The organism is Ewingella allii (genome assembly GCF_044430645.1).
Lineage (GTDB): Bacteria > Pseudomonadota > Gammaproteobacteria > Enterobacterales > Enterobacteriaceae > Ewingella > Ewingella allii.
The window spans coordinates 82984-101826 of record NZ_JAWUDN010000008.1; the positions used below are offsets into that span (position 1 = coordinate 82984).

An 18843-nucleotide genomic window follows, 5' to 3' on the forward strand; every position below is an offset into this window, starting at 1 on the left:
AACGTGGAGAACAGGCGCAGTCGCTGCGCCTGTTTTGGCTTTATTGCACTAATTCCAGCCCGGCGACGCGCTGCCAGTAGCCGTTACAGTCGGCTTTATCCTGCAACTCCAGCGCCGATAGCCCCTGTTCATTGCGGCGGAACTGCTCGAGCACCTGCAAGGTTTGCAGGCTTTCCGGCGACAGCCTGACGATATCCACCAAGCCCTGCATTGACGTTTGCTCATTGCCGAGGTTGTAGCAATATCCGCTTTGGGTCTGAATGCCGTTGAGCACGAACACCTGCTGGTTCTCCTGCGACAGCACTTTGCGGCCCTGCGGATACTTGATGCAGCAGGTTTCACAATCATCCTTGGCCCGGTCTTCCGAGCGCGCGGTAAAGCAGCGCGCCGAGTAGGCCAGCGGCAAGTGGCCGTAGGAGAGCACTTCCACCTCGAACTTGCCGCCAATCCCCATGTCCTGACACTGATTGAGCAAGTTCACCAGCCAGTCGCGAGAAAGCTCCACCGGCATGCACCAGCGCGTCATGCCCTGTTGATGCAGAATTTTCAGAGTCGCGGCGTTGTAGCAGTTGAGCGCGTGGCCGGCGACAAACGGCAGTTTGCGCTCGGCGGCCATGTTCACCGCGCCAAAATCGTTGGCTTCCAGCAGAAACTCGCCGTTTTCCACGTAGCGTTTCAACTCGTTCAGTTCCGACGGCGCTTGCAGCAGCGCGAGGGTTGAAAGCACCACCTGTTTGCCGCTGGCGGCGAGCTGGCGGGCGATTTCCAGCCAGTCATTGACCTTCATCTCACGGCGTTTGGTACAGACATTTTCGCCGAGATAGATGATATCGGCACTGCTGCTGGCGGCGGTCTGATAAAACGCCTCAACGTCCTGCTTTGGCCAGTAATAAAGGATGGCGCCTAAAGAGTATTTCATCGTTTCCCCTGCCATTATTGCCATTTGCGATGATAGGCACCGAGCGTGGTTTGGGTGCCTTCGGACATTGAACCTAGCTGCGTCATCCACTGGGCATCCGTGGTGAACGCCTGCGGATTGGCCTTACAGCGATCGATAGCGGCGCGCCAGACGCGGGTCACTTCGCTGACATAGGCCGGGCTGCGCTGACGCCCCTCGATTTTCACCGACGCGATATTGGCGGCAAACAGCTCAGGCAGCAGCTCCAGCGTATTCAGGCTGGTGGGCTCTTCTAGCGCGTGGTACTTCGCGCCGTCCACCAGATAGCGCCCCTTGCACAGCGTCGGATATCCGGCGTTTTCGCCTTCGTCATAGCGGTCAATCAGCACATTGTTGAGGCGCGACTCCATGCCCTGTGCCGTCTGCTGCCAGCGAACAAAACGCGCGGGAGAGCAGGCACCCACGGTGTTTGGCGACTCGCCGGTCAGATAAGAGGAGAGGTAGCAGCGGCCTTCTGCCATGATGCACAGGCTGCCAAAGGCGAACACTTCCAGCGGCACGACGCTGGTACGCGATAGCTGGCGGACCTGATGCATCGACAGCACGCGGGGAAGCACTACGCGGGCAACATCAAAATTGCGCTGATAAAATTTAATGGCTTCATCGTTGGTAGCCGAAGCCTGAACCGACACGTGGCGCTCAACCTGCGGGTAGCGTTTGGCGGCATAATCGAGCATCGCGATATCGGCCAGGATCAGCGCGTCGGCGCCCAGCTGCGCGGCCATGTCGACGGCGCGCTCCCAGCGCTCAAAGCCGTCAGGATGGGCGAAGGTGTTAATGGCGATATGCAGCTTGCGGCGGTGGCGATGTACGTAATTTGCCGCCTCCTGCAATTTCTTCTCAGTAAAGTTCAGACCGGCAAAATGGCGGGCATTGGTATCGTCTTTCAGGCCGATATAGACCGCGTCGGCACCCTGATCAATGGCCGCTTTCAACGCGGGTAAATTACCCGCCGGGCAAAGTAGCTCCATGGTTTATTCCTGACTTTAGCCGGTAAAACTGCGCCGGTAAGAATGAAAGAGGGGGGCTCGCTGACGTAAGGCCTTCATCAGAGAGCATTTTACTGGGGAGCTATTTTAGAGAAGGCGGTCGCACAGTATTTTGATTTGAGGCAGTTTATACCCGGTTGGAGCCGACTCGGGGCGAGGGTGGTTGTGCGCGCTTTCTTTCTGTTGCAGTATTTATTGATGCAGGACGCGGTACTGAATAGACGATGTGGCAAAATAGGGCCCATCTCTTGAGCGAATCAGTGTCCAACGTTACTTAAAGGAGTGGTGCCAGTGTTGCAAAAACTACGAGCACGTATGGTGCGTCAGGGGCCGTCATTACTAAGTTTGCCGGTAAAATTCACGCCTTTCGCCGTACAGCGGCAGGTTTTGCAACAGGTACTTAGCTGGCAATTCCGGCAGGCGCTGGCCGAGGGCGATTTGGATTTTCTCGAAGATCGCTGGTTAAAAATCGAAGTCAGCGATCTTGGTCTAAGCTGGCTGATGTCAGTTGAAGATAGCAAGCTGGTGATTAGCGAGCAGGGCGAGGCGGATGTCAGTTTTAGCGGTAATGCTAACGATTTGGTACTGATCGCCGCGCGCAAGCAAGATCCTGATACGCTGTTCTTCCAGCGCCGGTTGCGTATCGAAGGAGATACGGAACTCGGGCTGTACGTCAAAAATCTGATGGACGCCGTCGATCTGGACAGCATGCCTTTGCTGCTGAAAAGCGGCTTAATGCGCCTGGCAGACTTCATTGAAGCAGGTTTACAAGAGGACCGCGAGCCTGGCGCTCCGGTAGTGCAAACATGTTAATTCGTACCGAAATACCGATTGATGCCGCCGGCATCGACCGTTTACTGCGCGAAGCTTTCAAGCGAGACGACGAAGCAGACTTGGTCAGAGAGCTGCGCGAAGACGGTTTGCTAACCCTCGGCGTGGTTGCCACCGATGACGAAGGTCAGGTGGTCGGCTACGTGGCTTTCAGCCCGGTTGATATCAAAGGAGAAGACCGTAATTGGGTCTCTCTGGCTCCTCTGGCGGTTGATGAATCATTGCGCGGACAGGGCTTTGGCGAAAAGCTGGTGTACGAAGGTTTGGACTCACTCAATGAGTTTGGCTACGCCGCCGTGGTGGTGCTGGGCGACCCGAACTACTATCAGCGTTTCGGCTTCAAACCCGCGGCCCCGCACGACCTGCACTGTCGCTGGCCAGACACCGAAGCCACTTTCCAGCTCTACACCCTGAGTGATGACGCCCTCAACGATGCCCACGGCGAAGTGACTTTCCCGGCGGCGTTTAATCGTTTTTGAGTCTGACGGGCTGCTTATAAAAAGCACGTATCCGTTGAAATATTAACCACTTCCTTCTATAGTATCTGTACGGTAAAAAACCGTACAGATATGAATTTCGTGCATCTTTCCAAATTATAAAACCACAAAAGAAGAGAATGGCTGCCGTCTGTGCGTTAGCAGTCTAGGAGTACCACATGTCAGCCTTGAAGAAACAGCGCATCGATCTGAGATTATCCGACGCTGATAAAAGCGCGATCGAAGAAGCTGCGGCAATGTCCAACCAGACCATCACGCAGTTTATGGTTGCCAGCGCCTCGAAACGCGCTGCCGAGGTTATCGAACACCATCGACGGCTCATCCTTAACGAAGAGTCGTGGAAGTTGGTGATGGATGCCCTCAGCAACCCACCTGAACTGAATGATAGGTTGAAACGAGCTGCCAAGCGTCTCGAGAATATGGAGTAAGAGGTGGACGATTTAACAATAGGGATGTTGGTTGAAGATGCCGAATATGATTTTGCGGCATTTGACTGCGGAGAGGAGTCTCTCAACGTTTTTCTAGCCGAGCACCTTGTGCGGCAACACAGAAATCGCATTTTGCGCGGTTATCTGCTCATGACCAAAGAGCCAAAACCCAAGGTCTTAGGTTATTACACGCTTTCGGGCAGCTGCTTTGAGAAGGCTGCTCTGCCATCAAATACTCAGAAAAGAAAAGTGCCTTATGAAAATGTCCCGAGCATTACATTGGGCCGTTTGGCGGTTCATAAAGATCTGCACGGGCAGGAGTGGGGAACCACGCTGGTAACACATGCGATGAAGGTGGTTTACTTAGCTTCTAATGCCGTTGGCGTTCACGCACTGTTTGTTGATGCGCTGAATGTGAAGGCAAAAGGCTTTTACCAGAAATTGGGTTTCATCCCTCTTGCTGGCGATAATGCCCATTCTCTTTTCTTACCGACTAAGTCGATAGAAAAGCTTTTCGCTTACTAACTGGTCGTTTACTCAGCCAAGTAACTCTCCAAACTCCCCGGCTGTTCTTTCACCAATTTCTCTTTCTGCACTTTCGTCAGTTTCTTCACTTTTAGTTCAAGCTTTGAGGCCTGTGAGCGATCTCCGGCGGGGCAGTGGAACACTAATTCTAGTTCGCCTTTACCGCGCAGCGCTTTGGCACCTTTACCCGACTGATGCTGGGCCAAACGGCGTTCGACTTCGGTGGTGATGCCGGTGTAAAGCATGCCGGACGGCGTGCGCAGCATGTATAAAAACCAGCGGGATGGCTCGGCAGACTCGGACATTTTGAATGGCAACGCGATGCTATGAATTGAAGTTGAACGGCAAGTTTACCTTATCGCGCCGATAGCGCGCTAAACTGGCGGCAGATAATTTTGAGGAGCAGGGCATGACTGACGCGACCGATGTAAAACATATCAGCACCTTTCTTGATGACAATCACGTGCTGGCGCTGTGCGCGTTGGCAGATGGGGAGATGTGGAGCGCCAACTGTTTTTACGTGGCGGACACGGAAATCATGACGCTCTATTTCATGACCGAGCTGAAAACCCATCACGGTGCGATGATGGTGAAAAACCCGCAGGTGGTGGGCACCGTTGCACCCCAGCCGGAGAGCATTGCGCTGATTCGTGGTATTCAGTATCGCGGCGAGGCGGTGATTCTGTCTGGTGATGAAGAGCAGGCGGCGCGCCAGCGTTACTGCCAGCAGTTCCCCATCGCGGCAACGATGAAAGCCCCCGTCTGGGCGTTAAAACTCAATGAAATCAAGATGACCGATAATAATCTCGGGTTTGGCACCAAGTTGAGATGGCAGCGTAGCGAAAGCTAGATTGGCAGACACCAAAAGGGCCGGTTTCCCGGCCCTGTGGTTCAAACTATTCAGTCAAACTATCGCATTAGTTTGGCTATTTAGCTGAGTTATGCCGCCAGCACTCTAAGCGACTCGCGGTTAAACGCAGGTAAGTCATCTGGCGTGCGGCTGGTGACCAGCGTGTCGTTATCGACCACCACTTCTTTGTCGAAGAACTCGGCTCCGGCGTTTTTCACATCAACCACCACCGGTTTCACTGTAGTCAGCTTGCGTCCGCGAATCACATCCGCGTTAATCAGCAGCTGTGGCCCGTGGCAAATGGCGAAAATAGGCTTGCCGCTTTTGGCGAATTGGCGAGTAAACTCGACGAAGCGATCGTCGCCGCGCAAAGTATCTGGCGAGTGGCCGCCCGGCAGCAGCAGAGCGTCGAAGTCAGCGACTTTGACATCATCAATGGATTTATCAATGGTGACTTTGGCTTTGCCCTGCTTGCCATGAATGACGTTGCCGGCTTTATGCTCAATGGTAATCACCTGGTGGCCGGCTTTCTTGTAGGCTTCCGCTGGCGAGGTGAATTCTGAGTCTTCAAATTCGTCAGTGATTAGGACTGCAATTTTCTTGCTCATCATGTCTCCCGTTGCTTAATGGAAAATGTCTTGATGTATAAAGCTTGGACCCCATGACGGCTGAGGTCAAACCGGATTCGTCCGAGTCTGTTTCTCCATCTGGCTTATACTCAGTCAGTAACAAGATATGTCTGATGGCGCTCCCGCGCAGAAAAGACAACGCTACGCGGCTGAATCGACATAAGGAAATATCATGGCAAAGGTACTTTTGCTGGGGGCCAGCGGGCTGGTGGGGGCGGAGCTGCTCTGCCTGCTTGAGCAAGACTCACGTGTGAGTCGCATTGTTGCCCCGACGCGGCGACCATTGGCCTCACTAAGTAAGCTGGTCAACCCCGTCGGCGATGATATCCCCGCGCTGGTGGCGGACCTGGATGAGCCTATAGACCTTTTTTTCTGCTGCTTAGGCACTACTCGCAAGCAGGCGGGAAGCGCGGCGGCTTTTCGCGAAATCGAATTCAAGATGGTGGTGAACAGCGCTATCGCAGCGCGTAGACTCGGCGCCAGCCATTGCCTGCTGGTCAGTGCCAACGGCGCCAACCCTCATTCGCGTTTAATCTATAACCGCACTAAAGGCGAGATTGAACAGGCGCTGATTGCGCAGAAATGGCCATTGCTGACGCTGGTTCGCCCCTCATTGCTGGTGGGACAGCGCCAGCCTCCGCGCTTACTTGAACAGTTCAGCGCGCCGTTATTCAAGCTGCTGCCCGGCAAATGGAAAGCCATCGATGCCCTCGACGTGGCGAAGGCGATGCAGCAACAGGCTTTCAATGCCGGTCTGGGCGGTATCACCGTGCTGGAGTCCAACCAGCTGGCCGCTATTGCCCGTCAATAAAGCCCGTGATATTTACCAACTCAGCGTCTGCCCGTCTCGCGCCGCGATGACGTTTTCCGGCAGTGGGTTGCTCTGAAGCCATAAATCCAGCTTGTGGCTGATATGGGTCAGATAGGTTTTGCCCGGTTTTAACTGCTCATGGATAGCCAGCGCCTGATGAATGTCATTGTGATTTTTGTCGGGGATGTCGCGCGGCGGGTGGCTGCAATCCAGCACCATGGCATCCAGTGGGATCTCCTCCAGATATTTCGCCGTCGCCAGCGGCAAACCGGCGGTATCGGTGAGGTAAGCCAGCGTCGCCCGCTCGGTTTTAATCAAATAGCCGAAGGTGATTTTAGAATGATTGAGCGGCAGCGGCGTCAGTTGCATGTTGCCGAAATTACGGGTGACAAAGGGTTGAAACGGCGGCTGAAAATTCAGAATGCCCGGATGTTTGAACAGGTCGTCGCAGCCGTTTTCATCCGGCGGACCATAGACCGGGATCGCATTTCCAACACCCCAGCGCAACGGAAATAACCCCTGAACGTGATCCATATGATAGTGTGTAAGCCAAAAACGCTGAATTTCGCCCGTCGCAAACTGTTGGGCTAACTCCGGCAATCCTGCATCAATCAGCGTCACTTCCCCCTGATATTCCAACTTTGCACTGCAAGGCTGACGGCGAAACGCCGGGTCTTTACGCGCCTGTTCACACACGCCGCAGTCGCAGCCAAAAACGGGCACCTGCTGTGCTCCGCCGGTGCCAAGAAAGGTCAATTGCATGCACGGATCCTTTAATGGAGTACTCAAAGGTATTTTTCGACAAAGCTTTCGAGGTTGCGGAAATCAGGCATGCGCGCTCTTAGCGTCTCGTGATCCCAGTTCCACCACTGGCTGCGCTCGATTTTCTCGATCAAGCTGTCGTTAAAGCGCATGCCAATCTTCTTCGCTGGCACGCCCGCCACGATGGAGTAAGGCTCAACGTCTTTGGTTACCACGGCGGAGGTGCCGATCACCGCGCCATTGCCCACTTTCACGCCGGGCATAATCACCGCGTTGTGGCCGATCCAGACATCATTGCCCACGGTGACGTGATGCTCGCGGCGCCAGTCGAAGAAATTCACGTCATCTTCACCCAAATCATAGGCCGAAGCGCGATAGGTAAAGTGATGCTGAGCAATGCGATTATAGGTCGGATGGTTGCCCGGATTGATGCGCACATAGGTGGCAATCGAGACAAATTTGCCAATGGTGGCGTAATGAATCTGGTTGTTACCGGCGGTATAGGAGTAGTCGTCGATAGTGGATTCTTCAAAGATGGCGTTATCGGAGATGTGAACGTAGCGCCCGGCACGGGACTTATTCATCACCACGTTTTCGCCAATTTTAGGCTGTGAGAAGTCGATTTCAGCGTGTTGCGGGTTTTCAACAATGTCACTCATGGCTCAACCTTCTGGGGAGAAATAGGGTAGAGAAACGCGGTGGAAGGCGCAGCGAGTAGCTGCAACAGTCCTGCCAGCGTCTGTTGTAATTGGCCGTTGTTTTCCAATCTCTGACAATGGGCGGGCATCTGATTGGCGTACTGCGCCGCCCGTTGCAAACGATGCTGGATCTGCTCGCTGTTTTCCCGCCCGCGCTGCTCTAAACGCTGGCGCAAAACGTCTTCGGACACCTGCAAGCAGACCGGGATCAGCCGCTGGCCGTAGCGCTGCATCGCCTGTTCAAGATAAGCACGAGAGCCGTTGATCACCACGTTGCAGCCTTGCTGCATCCAGTGGTCTATCTCAATGCCGACCGCGTAATGGCAACCGTGAGCCTGCCACTCCAGCGCAAACAGGCCGCGCTCGGCTCGCTGGGAAAACTCATGCTGGCTGAGAGCAATATGGTTCTCCGAGCCAGCATTGGCAGGGCGAGTAATGTAGCGATGGGCCACCATCAAATTGGGCGGCAGGTCGTGGCGCAGGGCATCCAGCAGGCTATCCTTGCCTGCTCCCGATGCGCCCATCAAGTAAACGAGTCGGCTCATCAATCATTCCTTTATCAAAACACCTGAATTCCCTGACGCCACACGTTCTGCACGTAGTGGTGGTCGGCGTGGGTGCGAGCCAGCACCAAATCGGCGCGTTTTCCTTCAGCGATCACGCCCCGGTCTTGCAGACTCAGCGCGCGGGCCGGGTTACGCGTCACCAGACCAACCGCCTGCGGCAGCGTGAAGCCGTTGCTGTCGTCATTGGCGATACGGAACACGGCGTCGAGCAGGCTGGCCGGGTAGTAGTCAGAAGACAGGATGTCGAGAATACCCAGTGACGCCAGATGATGCGCGGCGACATTGCCAGAATGCGAGCCGCCTCGAACGATATTTGGCGCACCCATCAACACTTGCAGGCCACATGCGTGTGAGGCCCGCGCAGCCTCTTCAGTGGTGGGGAATTCGGCAATCACGCTGCCCAGCGCGCGCGACTCTTCGACGTGCGCGGTGGTGGCGTCATCGTGACTGGCCAGCGCGATGCCCAGATTGCGGCAGTGCTCGGCGATGGCATAGCGGTTCGGTTTGGCCCAGCGCAGGGAGTTCTGGATTTGATCTTCCTGAAACACTTCCATCTGGTCGTCATTCAGGTTGTATTTGCCCTGATAGTATTCGCGGTACTTTTGCGGCGTGGCGAACTGGCGCTGGCCCGGCGAGTGGTCCATCAGGGAGACCAGCGACAGCACTTCGGTGTGCATTAACTTCTCAAACAGCGGCAGAGTGCTTTCGTGCGGCAGCTCGCAGCGCAGGTGCAGGTGATGCTCGGCGCGGTTCAGGCCCGCCTTGCCGCTGTTGACCACGGCGTCGATCATCTTTTGCAGATTTTCCAGACGATGTCCACCGTCGCGCACGTCTCCCACCGCCACCGCGTCGAGCACGGTAGTAATGCCGCTGGCGACCATTAGCGCGTCGTGGCTGCTCATCGCCGAGTGGGCCGGCCAGTCAACTTTCGGGCGCGGGGTGAAGAACTTGTCGAGGTTGTCGGTATGCAGCTCGATAAGCCCCGGCAGCAACCAGCCGCCTTCGGCATCGATCGCCTGCGGCAGTTGGCTGCTGGTGTCGGCGAAGGCGGTAATGACGCCGTCCTGCACTTCCAGCGAGCCTTTAACTACCTGATCTTCTAGGACCAAATTGACATTGTTAATGATCATGCTGGGATCTCCGCAGAGGGCGCTGGTGTCATGGCATAGAGTCTATCGGCGACGCGCTCGCGCACGTCTTCATCGTGGAAAATGCCCACGACGGCGGCTCCGCGAGCTTTGGCTTGCTGGATCAGGGTCACCACCGCGGCGCGGTTGGTGGCATCCAGTGAGGCGGTGGGTTCGTCGAGCAGTAAAATCGGGTAGTCGACGATAAAACCGCGCGCAATGTTCACGCGCTGCTGTTCGCCACCGGAGAAGGTGGAGGGCGCGAGGTGCCACAGGCGCTGCGGCACGTTGAGGTGAGTGAGCAGGCGGCTGGCGCGATCTTCGGCTTCGGCTTTGTCGACGCCCAGTTCAATCAGCGGCTGCATCACCAGATTCAGGGCGCTAATGCGCGGAATAACCCGCAGGAACTGGCTCACCCAGCCGACGGTGTGGCGGCGCACGGCGAGAATTTCCCGCGCTTCTGAGCCCACCATGTCGACCCACTGGCCCTGATGCTCGACCCAAATATGGCCGCTGTCCGGCAGGTAGTTGCCGTAGAGCGAACGAAGTAAGGTTGATTTTCCGCTGCCGGAGTGGCCGTGAAGCACCACGCATTCCCCGGCATCAACTTGCAGGCTGGCGTTATTAAAAACCGGCAACCGTGCGCTGTTCTGGTTATGTAATACAAAGGTTTTACTGAGGTTTTCGACCCTGAGCTTTGTCGTCATTTTTGGTCACCTATTAAGACAGCACGGAAGACACGAGTAACTGCGTATAAGGATGATGCGGATCGTCGAGCACGCGGTCGGTTAAGCCACTTTCCACCACCTGACCCTGCTTCATCACCAGCAGACGATTGGCCAGCAGGCGCGCGACGCCCAAATCGTGGGTCACAATCACCACCGCGAGCTGCATCTCCACCACCAAGGTACGCAGTAAGTCGAGCAGGCGGGCCTGTACCGACACATCCAGACCGCCGGTCGGCTCATCCATAAACACCAGGCGCGGGTGGGTCACCAGATTGCGGGCGATTTGCAGACGCTGCTGCATGCCGCCGGAAAAGGTGGTTGGCATGTCGTCAAGGCGCGACACTGGGATTTCCACATCTTCCAGCCACTTTGCGGCCTGTTTGCGGATGTCGCCGTAGTTACGCTGACCAATAGCCATCAGGCGCTCGCCGATATTACCGCCAGCGGAAACCTGACGACGCAGGCCGTCCATCGGGTGCTGATGCACCACGCCCCAGTCGGTGCGCAGCAGGCGACGGCGGTCGCTCTCCGGCATGTCATAAAGCGACTGTGGTGCCAGTTGGCCGTTGTTATAAATAACCTGCCCCTGCTGCGGCGCGAGGCGGGCGGAGATTGACTGCAACAGGGTGGTTTTGCCGGAGCCAGATTCGCCTACGATGCCCAGCACTTCACCCGGATAGAGATTAAAAGAGACCTCGCTGAAGCCTTTGCCCGGCGCATACAGGTGGGTCAAGTTGTTGACCGACAGCAGAGGTTTAGCGTTGAGTTGGCGTGAAGTGGTCATCAGTGTTGCGCCTTATTCTGGGTTTGTTGGCTGTTCAGTTCGACCTGCTGGGCGCAGAAGTCGGTGTCTGAGCACACGAACATCCGGTTGCCGAGGTCGTCGAGCACCACTTCGTCGAGATAGCTGTGGTGCGAGCCGCAGATAGCGCAAGGCTCGTCCCACTGCTGCACGGTGAACGGGTGGTCCTCAAAGTCGAGGCTTTCCACCTTGGTGAACGGCGGCAGGGCGTAAATGCGTTTCTCGCGACCGGCACCAAACAGCTGCAGCGCCGGCATCATGTGCATTTTCGGGTTATCAAATTTCGGGATTGGCGACGGGTCCATCACGTAGCGATCGTTCACCTTGACCGGGTAGGCGTAGGTGGTGGCGATATGGCCGAAGCGCGCGATGTCCTCATACAGTTTCACCTGCATCACGCCGTACTCTTCCAGCGCGTGCATCTTGCGCGTCTCGGTTTCACGCGGCTCGATAAAGCGCAGCGGCTCAGGGATGGGCACTTGGAAAATCAGCACCTGATCTTCGGTCAGCGGCGTTTCCGGGATGCGGTGACGAGTCTGGATCAGCGAGGCATCAACGGTTTTCTCGGTGGTTTTTACCCCGGCGACGCTCTGGAAGAACTTGCGAATCGACACGGCGTTGGTGGTGTCATCCGCGCCCTGATCGATGACTTTCAGCACGTCTTGCTGACCAATAATGCTGGCGGTGATCTGAATACCGCCGGTGCCCCAACCGTAAGGCATTGGCATTTCGCGACCGGCGAACGGCACTTGATAACCGGGGATCGCCACGGCTTTTAGAATGGCGCGACGGATCATGCGTTTGGTCTGTTCGTCGAGATAGCCGTGGTTATAGCCCGCGATGATGGGGGCGTGGTTATCACTGCTTTTCATGGTCTGAGTCCTGTGAAGTCGTTGAATCATGCTGCTGGCGCAGGCGTTTCAGCAGTTCCAGTTCGGCCTGGAAGTCAACGTAGTGCGGCAGTTTGAGGTGGGAAACAAAACCGGCGGCCTCGACGTTGTCTGCATGGGACAGCACGAACTCTTCGTCCTGCGCCGGGCTGTTCACCAGTTCGTTGTACTCTTTGGTCTGCAATGCGCGGTCGACCAGCGACATCGACATCGCCTTACGCTCGGCGCGGCCAAACACCAAGCCGTAGCCACGGGTGAAGTGCGGCGGCTTGTCGTCCGGGGTGACAAAGCTGTTCACCATTTCACATTCGGTTAGCAGGATCTCGCCGATATCAATCGCAAAGCCCAGCTCTTCCGGCACGATTTCCACCGTCATCCATCCGGTACGAATTTCGCCAGCAAAGGGGTGGGTGCGGCCATAACCACGCTGGGTGGAGTAGCTCAGGGAGAGCAGGAAACCCTCATCGCCGCGCACCAGCTGTTGCAGGCGAGCCGCGCGAGAAGCGGGGTAAACCGGTGGGGTGCGGGTGATGTCTTCCGGCTCGCTGCCGTCGTCCTCTTCTTTCACCGCCAACTGTTGCGCGGTCAGCAGGTCAAACACGTGGCTGCACTGCTCTGGCAGGGTTTCGTCGGCGATGGGCGTGAACGGCGCTTCGCCTTCGGCCAGCAGGGCGAAATCCAGCAAACGGTGGGTGTAATCGTACGTCGGGCCAAGCACCTGTCCGCCCGGCAAGTCCTTATAAACCGCAGAGATTCGGCGCTCGAGGCGCATAGCGCTGGTGTCCAGGGGCTGGCTGGTGGCGAGGCGCGGCAGAGTGGTGCGATATGCGCGCAGCAGGAAAATCGCTTCGACCAGGTCACCGCTCGACTGTTTGATAGCCAGCGCGGCCAGCTGGCGGTCGTAAATTCCGCCTTCGCTCATCACGCGATCTACCGCCAGACCCAGCTGCTGTTCGATTTGCGCGCATTCCAGTTCATCAACGCGGGTGTCGCCACGGCGCTCGTGCGCCAGAAGTTGATGGGCGGCAGCAATGGCTTTTTCGCCCCCTTTAACGGCTACGTACATCAGCAAACCTCCACACGGGTGGTGCGCGGCACGGCAATCAGCTCGTCACCGCAGGTAAACATGAAATCCAGCCCCAGCGGGAAGCGGTGCGGACGGTTAAGCAGGTATTGGCGCACCGCGTCTGGCAGTTGCGGGGTGATCACCCGCTCGGACTCAATGCCCGGCCCGGTCAGGCGCAGCGCAGTTCCGCCGCTCAAACCGTCGAGCTGCACAATCACGCTGGTGGCAAGCTCTGGAGACATTTCGTCGCCGCACGGAAAGGCCAGCAGGGTGGCGCTGTCGAGGGCCGGGTCTGCCAGCGCGAAGCTAACGGAGGACGGCTCTTCGGTCAGAACCGCGCCGGTATGGAAACGCAGGTTTTTACGCAGAATGTCGTCATTGAGCGCGACGCTTATCCACAGCGGTGTGTCTTGATCAATCAACGTTAACAGCACGCAGGCGCTGGCAGAGCCGAGCGCGCCGAAGCCCGGAACGGCAGGCAGTTTGACGCAGGTTCCCGGCTCGCTAAGGGCTTTAAGGATGCGGCGAAAGCTGAACTGTGCATCGGCGACGGGATTTTGGAAGCTGGCAACTAGTGACATGAATTACTCTCCGCGAACCAGGGTGAAGAAGTCGACGCGGCTGGCTGCCACTTCCCGGGCGCGCTGGTCGCGGCGCTCTTGTTGGGTAGCGGCCAGTGGGGCGATCAGGGATTTGTGCAACAGCTCATCCATGCCGTTGACCTGCAAAAGCGCGTCAATAATGGCGCACAGTTCGGCATGAACTTTGTCGCGACCGGCGACATAGCTGTAGCCATAAACACCCGAGTCGAGCTGCACCACGGCGCGAGTGACGGTCATGTCACCCATCACAAAGCGTTTGCCGGTGCCACCCATGCGGCCTTGCAATTGGGTCAAGCCGGTTTCTGCGGCGCGCAGGCGTTCAAATTTTGGAGAGAGGTTCAGCGGTTGCCACAGCGCCAGAAGTTCGGCGGGCTGGCTGTGTGCCAGCACTGACATCCAGCGCTGGCGATTTTCGAGGGCGTGCATTCAGTGCTCCATTGTCAATTCAATCATGTCGGCGCGGGTCAGCCCGACGGAGTATTCCGCCACGTTGCCACTGCCGTCACAGGTGTTGAGAGTCCGCACGCATAGCAACGGGGCCTGCGGGACGATTTCGAGTAATTTGCTTTCTTTCGCCAGTGCGCGGCGGGCGTTAATGCGGGTAGTGCGGCGGGTCAGGGTCTGTTTGATTTCGGTACGGATAAAGTCGTGCAGCGAACCATTGTGGAAATTTTGCAGAGAAGGCCACCAGTCGAGATCCGGCAGGTAGTGGTCGATGACGCTGACCGGCACCCCGTTCACCCGACGCAGCGTGCGCAAGTGAATCACCGTGTCGCCCTCTTGCCGCGAAAGGGCCGTCGCGACGTGGTCGGTGCAAGGTCGCAGCACGGCTAACAATCTTTCGCTGGTGGGGTGACTGCCTTGCTCCAGCAGGTTCTGACTAAAACGGGCCTGCGAGTGCAGCGGGTAGTCGTAAGGGCGCATCAGCACCAGCGTGCCAATCCCCTGACGGCGTTGCAGCCAGCCGCGCTCGACCAGCTCATCCACCGCGCGGCGCAGGGTGTGGCGGTTCACTTGAAAGCGGTCGGCAAGTTGTTGTTCAGGAGGAAGATAGTCGCCACAGCGATAGCCGTTGCGCAGTTCGAGTTCAAGTTCGGCAGCAATTTGCTGATATCGCGTGGGGTAGCTGGTCGGATGTCTAGATAAGTTCATCATAATGAAAACCTCGCACGGTCTTAACGAGCAGACAAAACCTAAAAAGTTGAGCTGGCGGGGAAGCGATGAAGAGAGAGGAATACGCTTTCATAGTGCCAACCTCGTTTCGGTGTTGGCATCAGAATGGCCGAGCTAAGTGACAATTTGGTGAATGGCGGGTTGCAGATAAATGAAGAGTGGAAGACAGCTCGCAGGAAAGTGATAGGAAAATTTACGGGGCAGGAGTGTTCAAATTACACTCAATGAGCAATTCGAAAAGGTAAGTCTCTCCCACATAAGGAATATGTACCTTCATTTACCTCATCACTTTACCTCAAGTAATGAACCACCTGATTCGAGCTGCCGCGCCAGATAAGCGCGGGGTCTTTCAGCTCTTGCACAAATTTGCCGTCCACCAACACGTTGATTAATTCGACCACTTGCTGTTGGTCGGCGGTTAATTCATCGAGCTTATAGCCGGTCCACATCCAGACGTTTTTGCCGGGGCATTCGGCCTGAACACGTTCTAGCAGATGGCGTACTGCTGACAAATTTTGCGGATGCAAAGGGTCGCCGCCGGACAGCGTCAGCCCTTGGCGGGGGATCAATTCGTCTTGCAGGTCGGCAATAATCTTATCTTCATCTTGTTGGGTGAAGGGTTTGCCCGAGTCCAGCCGCCAGGTGCTTTTGTTGTAGCACCCGCGGCATTCATGGACGCAGCCGGAGACGAACAGCACGCAGCGCGTTCCCGGCCCGTTGACGACGTCCACACTGTAATATTGATGGAAGTTCAAAGCGTTAGCCCAATTGCCCATTGCCTAAATGCTTGACGCGGCGTTTCACCTCTTCCTGCTTACCGGCGTTAAACGGGCGAGCGTCGGGGCTGCCGAGATAGCCACAAACCCTGCGAGTGACCGAGACGCGTGACGGCTCGTGATTGCCACATTTCGGGCAGGTGAAGCCTTTGCTGGTGCAGTCGAACTCGCCGGTGAAGTGGCATTCGTAGCACTCGTCAATTGGCGTGTTGGTACCGTAATAAGGCACCCGCGAGTAGCTATAGTCCCAGACATCTTCCAGCGCTTTCAGGTTATGTTGCAGGTTCGGGTATTCGCCATAGCAGATGAAACCGCCGTTGCTCAGTGGCGGATAGGGCGCTTCAAAGTCCAGCTTCTGATAAGGGTTCACCTTCTTCTCTACGTCGAGATGGAAGCTGTTGGTGTAGTAGCTCTTGTCGGTGACGCCGGGGATCAGGCCGAACTCGGCGGCGTCCAAACGGCAGAAGCGATCGCACAGGTTTTCGCTCGGCGTGCTGTAGAGGCTAAAACCGTAGCCGGTTTCCTCTTTCCACGCCTCGGTGGCTTCTTTCAGGCGATTGACGATGGCGATGGCCTTCTCGCGCAGCTGAACGGCGTCGAAAACGTGGGTCTGGTTGCCATACAGCGCGTTGATGGTTTCATGCACCCCGATATAACCCAGCGAGATTGACGCGCGGCCATTTTTGAAGATTGGCGCGATGTCGTCGTCCGCTTTCAGCCGAACGCCGCAGGCTCCCTCCATATAAAGGATGGGCGCGACGCGGGCTTTGATGCCGTCCAGCCGCGCAATGCGGGTCATTAGCGCTTTTTTCGCCAGCAGCAGCCTTTGGTCGAGCAAGGACCAGAACGCCGTTTCGTCCCGGCCAGCCTCAAGGGCGATGCGCGGCAGGTTCAGGCTGATCACGCCAATATTGTTGCGTCCGTCATGCTGCATCTCGCCGTTCTCTTCATAGACACCGAGGAAGCTGCGGCAGCCCATCGGCGTTTTGAACGAGCCGGTGACTTTGACCACCTGCTCGTAGTTGAGAATGTCCGGGTACATGCGCTTGCTGGCGCACTCAAGCGCCAATTGCTTGATGTCGTAATTGGCATCGGCGGGCTGGCGATTAAGGCCGTCGCGGATAGCAAACACCAGTTTGGGGAACACGGCGGTTTTGCGGTTTTTACCCAGACCGGCAATGCGATTACGCAGGATTGACTGCTGAATCAGGCGCGATTCCCAAGAGGTGCCCAGCCCGAAGCCAAAGGTGACAAAGGGCGTTTGGCCGTTGGCGGTGTGCAGCGTATTCACCTCATATTCCAGCGACTGGAAGGCGTCGTAACACTCTTTCTCAGTGCGGCTGCGGGCGAAGGCTTCACAGTCTGCCACCTGCCACTCTTCGGCTACGGCTTTATGTTTGTTGAAACTCTCGGTCACAAAGGGGGCGAGGATCTCATCGATGCGATTAATAGTGGTGCCGCCATAAATATGGCTGGCGACCTGAGCGATAATCTGCGCCGTGACCGCCGTTGCGGTGGAAATTGACTTAGGAGTGTCAATTTCCGCATTGCCCATTTTGAAACCCTTGGTCAACATGCCTTTTAGGTCAATCAGCATGCAGTTAAACATCGGGAAGAAGGGCGAATAGTCGAGGTCGTGATAGTGAATTTCACCGCGCTCGTGTGCCAAAACCACGTCGCGAGGCAAAATATGCTGCTTGGCGTAGTGCTTGGCGACAATGCCCGCCAGCAGGTCGCGCTGGGTGGGAATGACTTTGCTGTCTTTATTGGCATTCTCGTTGAGCAGCGCCACGTTGCTTTGCTCGACTAGCCCGCGAATCTCCTGATTCAGCCTGCCGCGCAGCTCGCGCGTCACATCGCGGTCATGGCGATATTCAATATAGGCGCGGGCGAGTTTTTTGTACGGGCCGGACATCAGCTGGTTTTCCACCGCGTCTTGGATCTCATTGATATCCACCTGCGATTTATCCAGCAGCGCCTCACTCACCACTCTGGCGACCTGTTGGCAATACTCTGCGTTATCGATACTGGCCGCACTCGCCGCGCGGCTGACAGCTTGATAAATCAGGCTGCTATCGAAAGGCACTTTGCACCCGTCCCGTTTGATGACGATCGGCAGTTGGTGGGGGGTATTGACGGGATCGGATTTCAACAGGTCAGCCTTCACAATTTAACTCCTTTTAGGCGCAATGCCGCACTGCTCAAGGCCTGGAGCCTTACCAGCAGAGAATAGTGCATAACGCTATATGTTGGGTTGTTTTTCTTAATCGGCCCACAATATATAGTCTATAAAGAATTTCTGTATTCTTGAAATACGCCTTCCCTTGACCTAAAACAAAGATTCCCCGCATAAGTTTATAGAATGAGCAAACGGCCAAAACGGCCTGTTAAATGGCGTAAAAATTGCTTCCTTTTAAAGCAGTTATCGAGGTCACATTTCCCTGCAAATTGCCTGCAATAAGAGAAAGTGCGGTGTCGGTTTGCTTGATACTTTAGGTTTAAACTGAATTGACCGCTGAGGGTCTACAGGGCAGGGCGCGGACATGAAAAGATAGCCTCAACAGGCAGAGCGATGCCTCTCTTATTACCTCTTGAGGAAGTGAATATGTCATCGATTTTAGTGTTGAGCGCCCACCGCACGCCGGACCAGTCTCGTATCAATAAGGCGCAGGTCGCCGCGCTGCGCGAGGTTCCGGGCATCACCGTGCACGAACTAATGCGTGAATATCCAGACTATAAAATCGACGTGGCGCGTGAGCACGAGTTGCTGAAAAACCACCAGCACATCGTCATGATGTTCCCGTTTTTCTGGTATAGCTCACCGGCGATTTTGAAAGAGTGGGAAGACGCGGTATTAACCTACGGTTTCGCCTACGGTACCAACGGCACGGCGTTGCAGGGTAAGACTTTGCAGGTGATTGTTTCGACGGGTGGTGATGAAAAGGCTTATACGCCAGAGGGTTACAATCGTTATCCGGCCAAAGACCAGCTGTTGCCGTTCCACGCCGTGGCTAATCGTACTGGCATGGATTGGCTGGAGCCGCTATTGATCCAAGGCGCGAACAACATGACTGACGAACAGGTGCCGCATCATGTTGAACGCACTCTGGCATTACTAAAAAGCCAGCTTTAATC

24 protein-coding genes are annotated in these 18843 nt (G+C 56.1%); 7 read left to right on the top strand and 17 right to left on the bottom strand.

All coding sequences use genetic code 11. The annotated features are described in order from the left end of the window. Positions 1 to 40 precede the first annotated feature (40 nt). Positions 41 to 919, bottom strand: a complete 879-nt coding sequence (locus SBO83_RS16765; protein ID WP_396132299.1) for a U32 family peptidase — start codon at positions 917 to 919, stop codon at positions 41 to 43. 14 nt (positions 920 to 933) lie between these two features. Continuing rightward, positions 934 to 1929 (bottom strand): ubiquinone anaerobic biosynthesis protein UbiU, encoded by a 996-nt coding sequence (ubiU, locus tag SBO83_RS16770; RefSeq protein WP_396132300.1) that lies wholly within the window; start codon positions 1927 to 1929, stop codon positions 934 to 936. A 309-nt stretch (positions 1930 to 2238) separates the two neighbouring features. Here ubiU and ubiT point away from each other — a divergent pair, with 309 nt between their 5' ends. The 4 genes from ubiT (at position 2239) to SBO83_RS16790 (ending at position 4228) form a co-directional block, all read left to right on the top strand. After that, positions 2239 to 2760, top strand: a complete 522-nt coding sequence (ubiT, locus tag SBO83_RS16775) for a ubiquinone anaerobic biosynthesis accessory factor UbiT (protein ID WP_353500690.1) — start codon at positions 2239 to 2241, stop codon at positions 2758 to 2760. Then, positions 2754 to 3257, top strand: a complete 504-nt coding sequence (locus SBO83_RS16780) for a GNAT family N-acetyltransferase (RefSeq protein WP_396132301.1) — start codon at positions 2754 to 2756, stop codon at positions 3255 to 3257. The genes ubiT and SBO83_RS16780 overlap by 7 nt, the downstream gene beginning before the upstream one ends. 176 nt (positions 3258 to 3433) lie before the next feature. Next, the gene (locus SBO83_RS16785; RefSeq protein ID WP_396132302.1) at positions 3434 to 3703 is read left to right on the top strand and encodes a type II toxin -antitoxin system TacA 1-like antitoxin; all 270 of its coding nucleotides are present in this window, start codon (positions 3434 to 3436) and stop codon (positions 3701 to 3703) included. Positions 3704 to 3706: 3 nt separating this feature from the next. Beyond that, complete coding sequence (locus SBO83_RS16790; protein ID WP_396132303.1) at positions 3707 to 4228, top strand: GNAT family N-acetyltransferase; 522 nt, start codon at positions 3707 to 3709, stop codon at positions 4226 to 4228. Between the two features lie 8 nt (positions 4229 to 4236). On the opposite strand, the gene SBO83_RS16795 is transcribed toward SBO83_RS16790, so the two are convergent. Beyond that, entirely contained in the window at positions 4237 to 4533 is a 297-nt protein-coding gene (locus tag SBO83_RS16795; protein WP_396132304.1) for a GIY-YIG nuclease family protein, read from the bottom strand. Positions 4534 to 4637: 104 nt separating this feature from the next. Here SBO83_RS16795 and SBO83_RS16800 point away from each other — a divergent pair, with 104 nt between their 5' ends. Further along, positions 4638 to 5078 (top strand): YhbP family protein, encoded by a 441-nt coding sequence (locus SBO83_RS16800; protein ID WP_396132305.1) that lies wholly within the window; start codon positions 4638 to 4640, stop codon positions 5076 to 5078. A gap of 89 nt (positions 5079 to 5167) precedes the next feature. Here SBO83_RS16800 and SBO83_RS16805 read toward each other — a convergent pair whose 3' ends face one another. Continuing rightward, on the bottom strand, positions 5168 to 5686 hold the full coding sequence (locus SBO83_RS16805; RefSeq protein WP_034795315.1) for a type 1 glutamine amidotransferase domain-containing protein: 519 nt from the start codon (positions 5684 to 5686) through the stop codon (positions 5168 to 5170). A 193-nt stretch (positions 5687 to 5879) separates the two neighbouring features. Between SBO83_RS16805 and SBO83_RS16810 the strand changes: the two genes are divergently transcribed. Continuing rightward, positions 5880 to 6518, top strand: a complete 639-nt coding sequence (locus SBO83_RS16810; RefSeq protein ID WP_396132306.1) for a hypothetical protein — start codon at positions 5880 to 5882, stop codon at positions 6516 to 6518. A 12-nt stretch (positions 6519 to 6530) separates the two neighbouring features. Here the strand turns inward: SBO83_RS16810 and phnP are convergent, their stop codons facing one another. From phnP to nrdD, 13 genes are all read right to left on the bottom strand, one after another. Beyond that, positions 6531 to 7280: a phosphonate metabolism protein PhnP gene (gene phnP / locus SBO83_RS16815; RefSeq protein ID WP_396132307.1), complete on the bottom strand. Its 750-nt coding sequence runs from the start codon at positions 7278 to 7280 to the stop codon at positions 6531 to 6533. Between the two features lie 23 nt (positions 7281 to 7303). Continuing rightward, entirely contained in the window at positions 7304 to 7939 is a 636-nt protein-coding gene (locus SBO83_RS16820) for a DapH/DapD/GlmU-related protein (protein ID WP_396132308.1), read from the bottom strand. Further along, positions 7936 to 8523: a ribose 1,5-bisphosphokinase gene (phnN, locus tag SBO83_RS16825; RefSeq protein ID WP_396132309.1), complete on the bottom strand. Its 588-nt coding sequence runs from the start codon at positions 8521 to 8523 to the stop codon at positions 7936 to 7938. The genes SBO83_RS16820 and phnN overlap by 4 nt, the downstream gene beginning before the upstream one ends. Before the next feature lie 14 nt (positions 8524 to 8537). Next, positions 8538 to 9674: an alpha-D-ribose 1-methylphosphonate 5-triphosphate diphosphatase gene (phnM, locus tag SBO83_RS16830; RefSeq protein WP_396132310.1), complete on the bottom strand. Its 1137-nt coding sequence runs from the start codon at positions 9672 to 9674 to the stop codon at positions 8538 to 8540. Beyond that, a complete protein-coding gene (gene phnL / locus SBO83_RS16835; RefSeq protein WP_396132311.1) occupies positions 9671 to 10378 on the bottom strand; it encodes a phosphonate C-P lyase system protein PhnL in 708 nt (235 codons plus the stop codon). The genes phnM and phnL overlap by 4 nt, the downstream gene beginning before the upstream one ends. Positions 10379 to 10391: 13 nt before the next feature. Further along, positions 10392 to 11183 carry a phosphonate C-P lyase system protein PhnK gene (phnK, locus tag SBO83_RS16840; protein WP_396132312.1) on the bottom strand — a complete coding sequence of 264 codons (792 nt, stop codon included), beginning with the start codon at positions 11181 to 11183 and terminating at the stop codon, positions 10392 to 10394. Further along, the gene (locus SBO83_RS16845; RefSeq protein ID WP_353500701.1) at positions 11183 to 12073 is read right to left on the bottom strand and encodes an alpha-D-ribose 1-methylphosphonate 5-phosphate C-P-lyase PhnJ; all 891 of its coding nucleotides are present in this window, start codon (positions 12071 to 12073) and stop codon (positions 11183 to 11185) included. The genes phnK and SBO83_RS16845 overlap by 1 nt, the downstream gene beginning before the upstream one ends. After that, positions 12060 to 13157, bottom strand: coding sequence for a carbon-phosphorus lyase complex subunit PhnI (locus SBO83_RS16850; protein WP_396132313.1), 1098 nt, complete (start codon positions 13155 to 13157; stop codon positions 12060 to 12062). Before SBO83_RS16850 ends, SBO83_RS16845 begins: the two co-directional genes overlap by 14 nt. Then, positions 13157 to 13738 (bottom strand): phosphonate C-P lyase system protein PhnH, encoded by a 582-nt coding sequence (gene phnH, locus SBO83_RS16855; protein ID WP_396132314.1) that lies wholly within the window; start codon positions 13736 to 13738, stop codon positions 13157 to 13159. Before phnH ends, SBO83_RS16850 begins: the two co-directional genes overlap by 1 nt. 3 nt (positions 13739 to 13741) lie before the next feature. Then, positions 13742 to 14185 carry a phosphonate C-P lyase system protein PhnG gene (gene phnG / locus SBO83_RS16860; RefSeq protein WP_396132315.1) on the bottom strand — a complete coding sequence of 148 codons (444 nt, stop codon included), beginning with the start codon at positions 14183 to 14185 and terminating at the stop codon, positions 13742 to 13744. Beyond that, the gene (gene phnF, locus SBO83_RS16865; RefSeq protein ID WP_034795434.1) at positions 14186 to 14911 is read right to left on the bottom strand and encodes a phosphonate metabolism transcriptional regulator PhnF; all 726 of its coding nucleotides are present in this window, start codon (positions 14909 to 14911) and stop codon (positions 14186 to 14188) included. A 311-nt stretch (positions 14912 to 15222) separates the two neighbouring features. After that, the gene (gene nrdG / locus SBO83_RS16870; protein WP_396132368.1) at positions 15223 to 15687 is read right to left on the bottom strand and encodes an anaerobic ribonucleoside-triphosphate reductase-activating protein; all 465 of its coding nucleotides are present in this window, start codon (positions 15685 to 15687) and stop codon (positions 15223 to 15225) included. A 4-nt stretch (positions 15688 to 15691) separates the two neighbouring features. After that, on the bottom strand, positions 15692 to 17827 hold the full coding sequence (gene nrdD, locus SBO83_RS16875) for an anaerobic ribonucleoside-triphosphate reductase (protein WP_396132370.1): 2136 nt from the start codon (positions 17825 to 17827) through the stop codon (positions 15692 to 15694). A 486-nt stretch (positions 17828 to 18313) separates the two neighbouring features. On the opposite strand from nrdD, the gene SBO83_RS16880 reads away from it, so the two are divergent. Next, complete coding sequence (locus SBO83_RS16880) at positions 18314 to 18841, top strand: NAD(P)H-dependent oxidoreductase (protein ID WP_034795356.1); 528 nt, start codon at positions 18314 to 18316, stop codon at positions 18839 to 18841. The last annotated feature ends 2 nt before the right edge of the window (positions 18842 to 18843 follow it).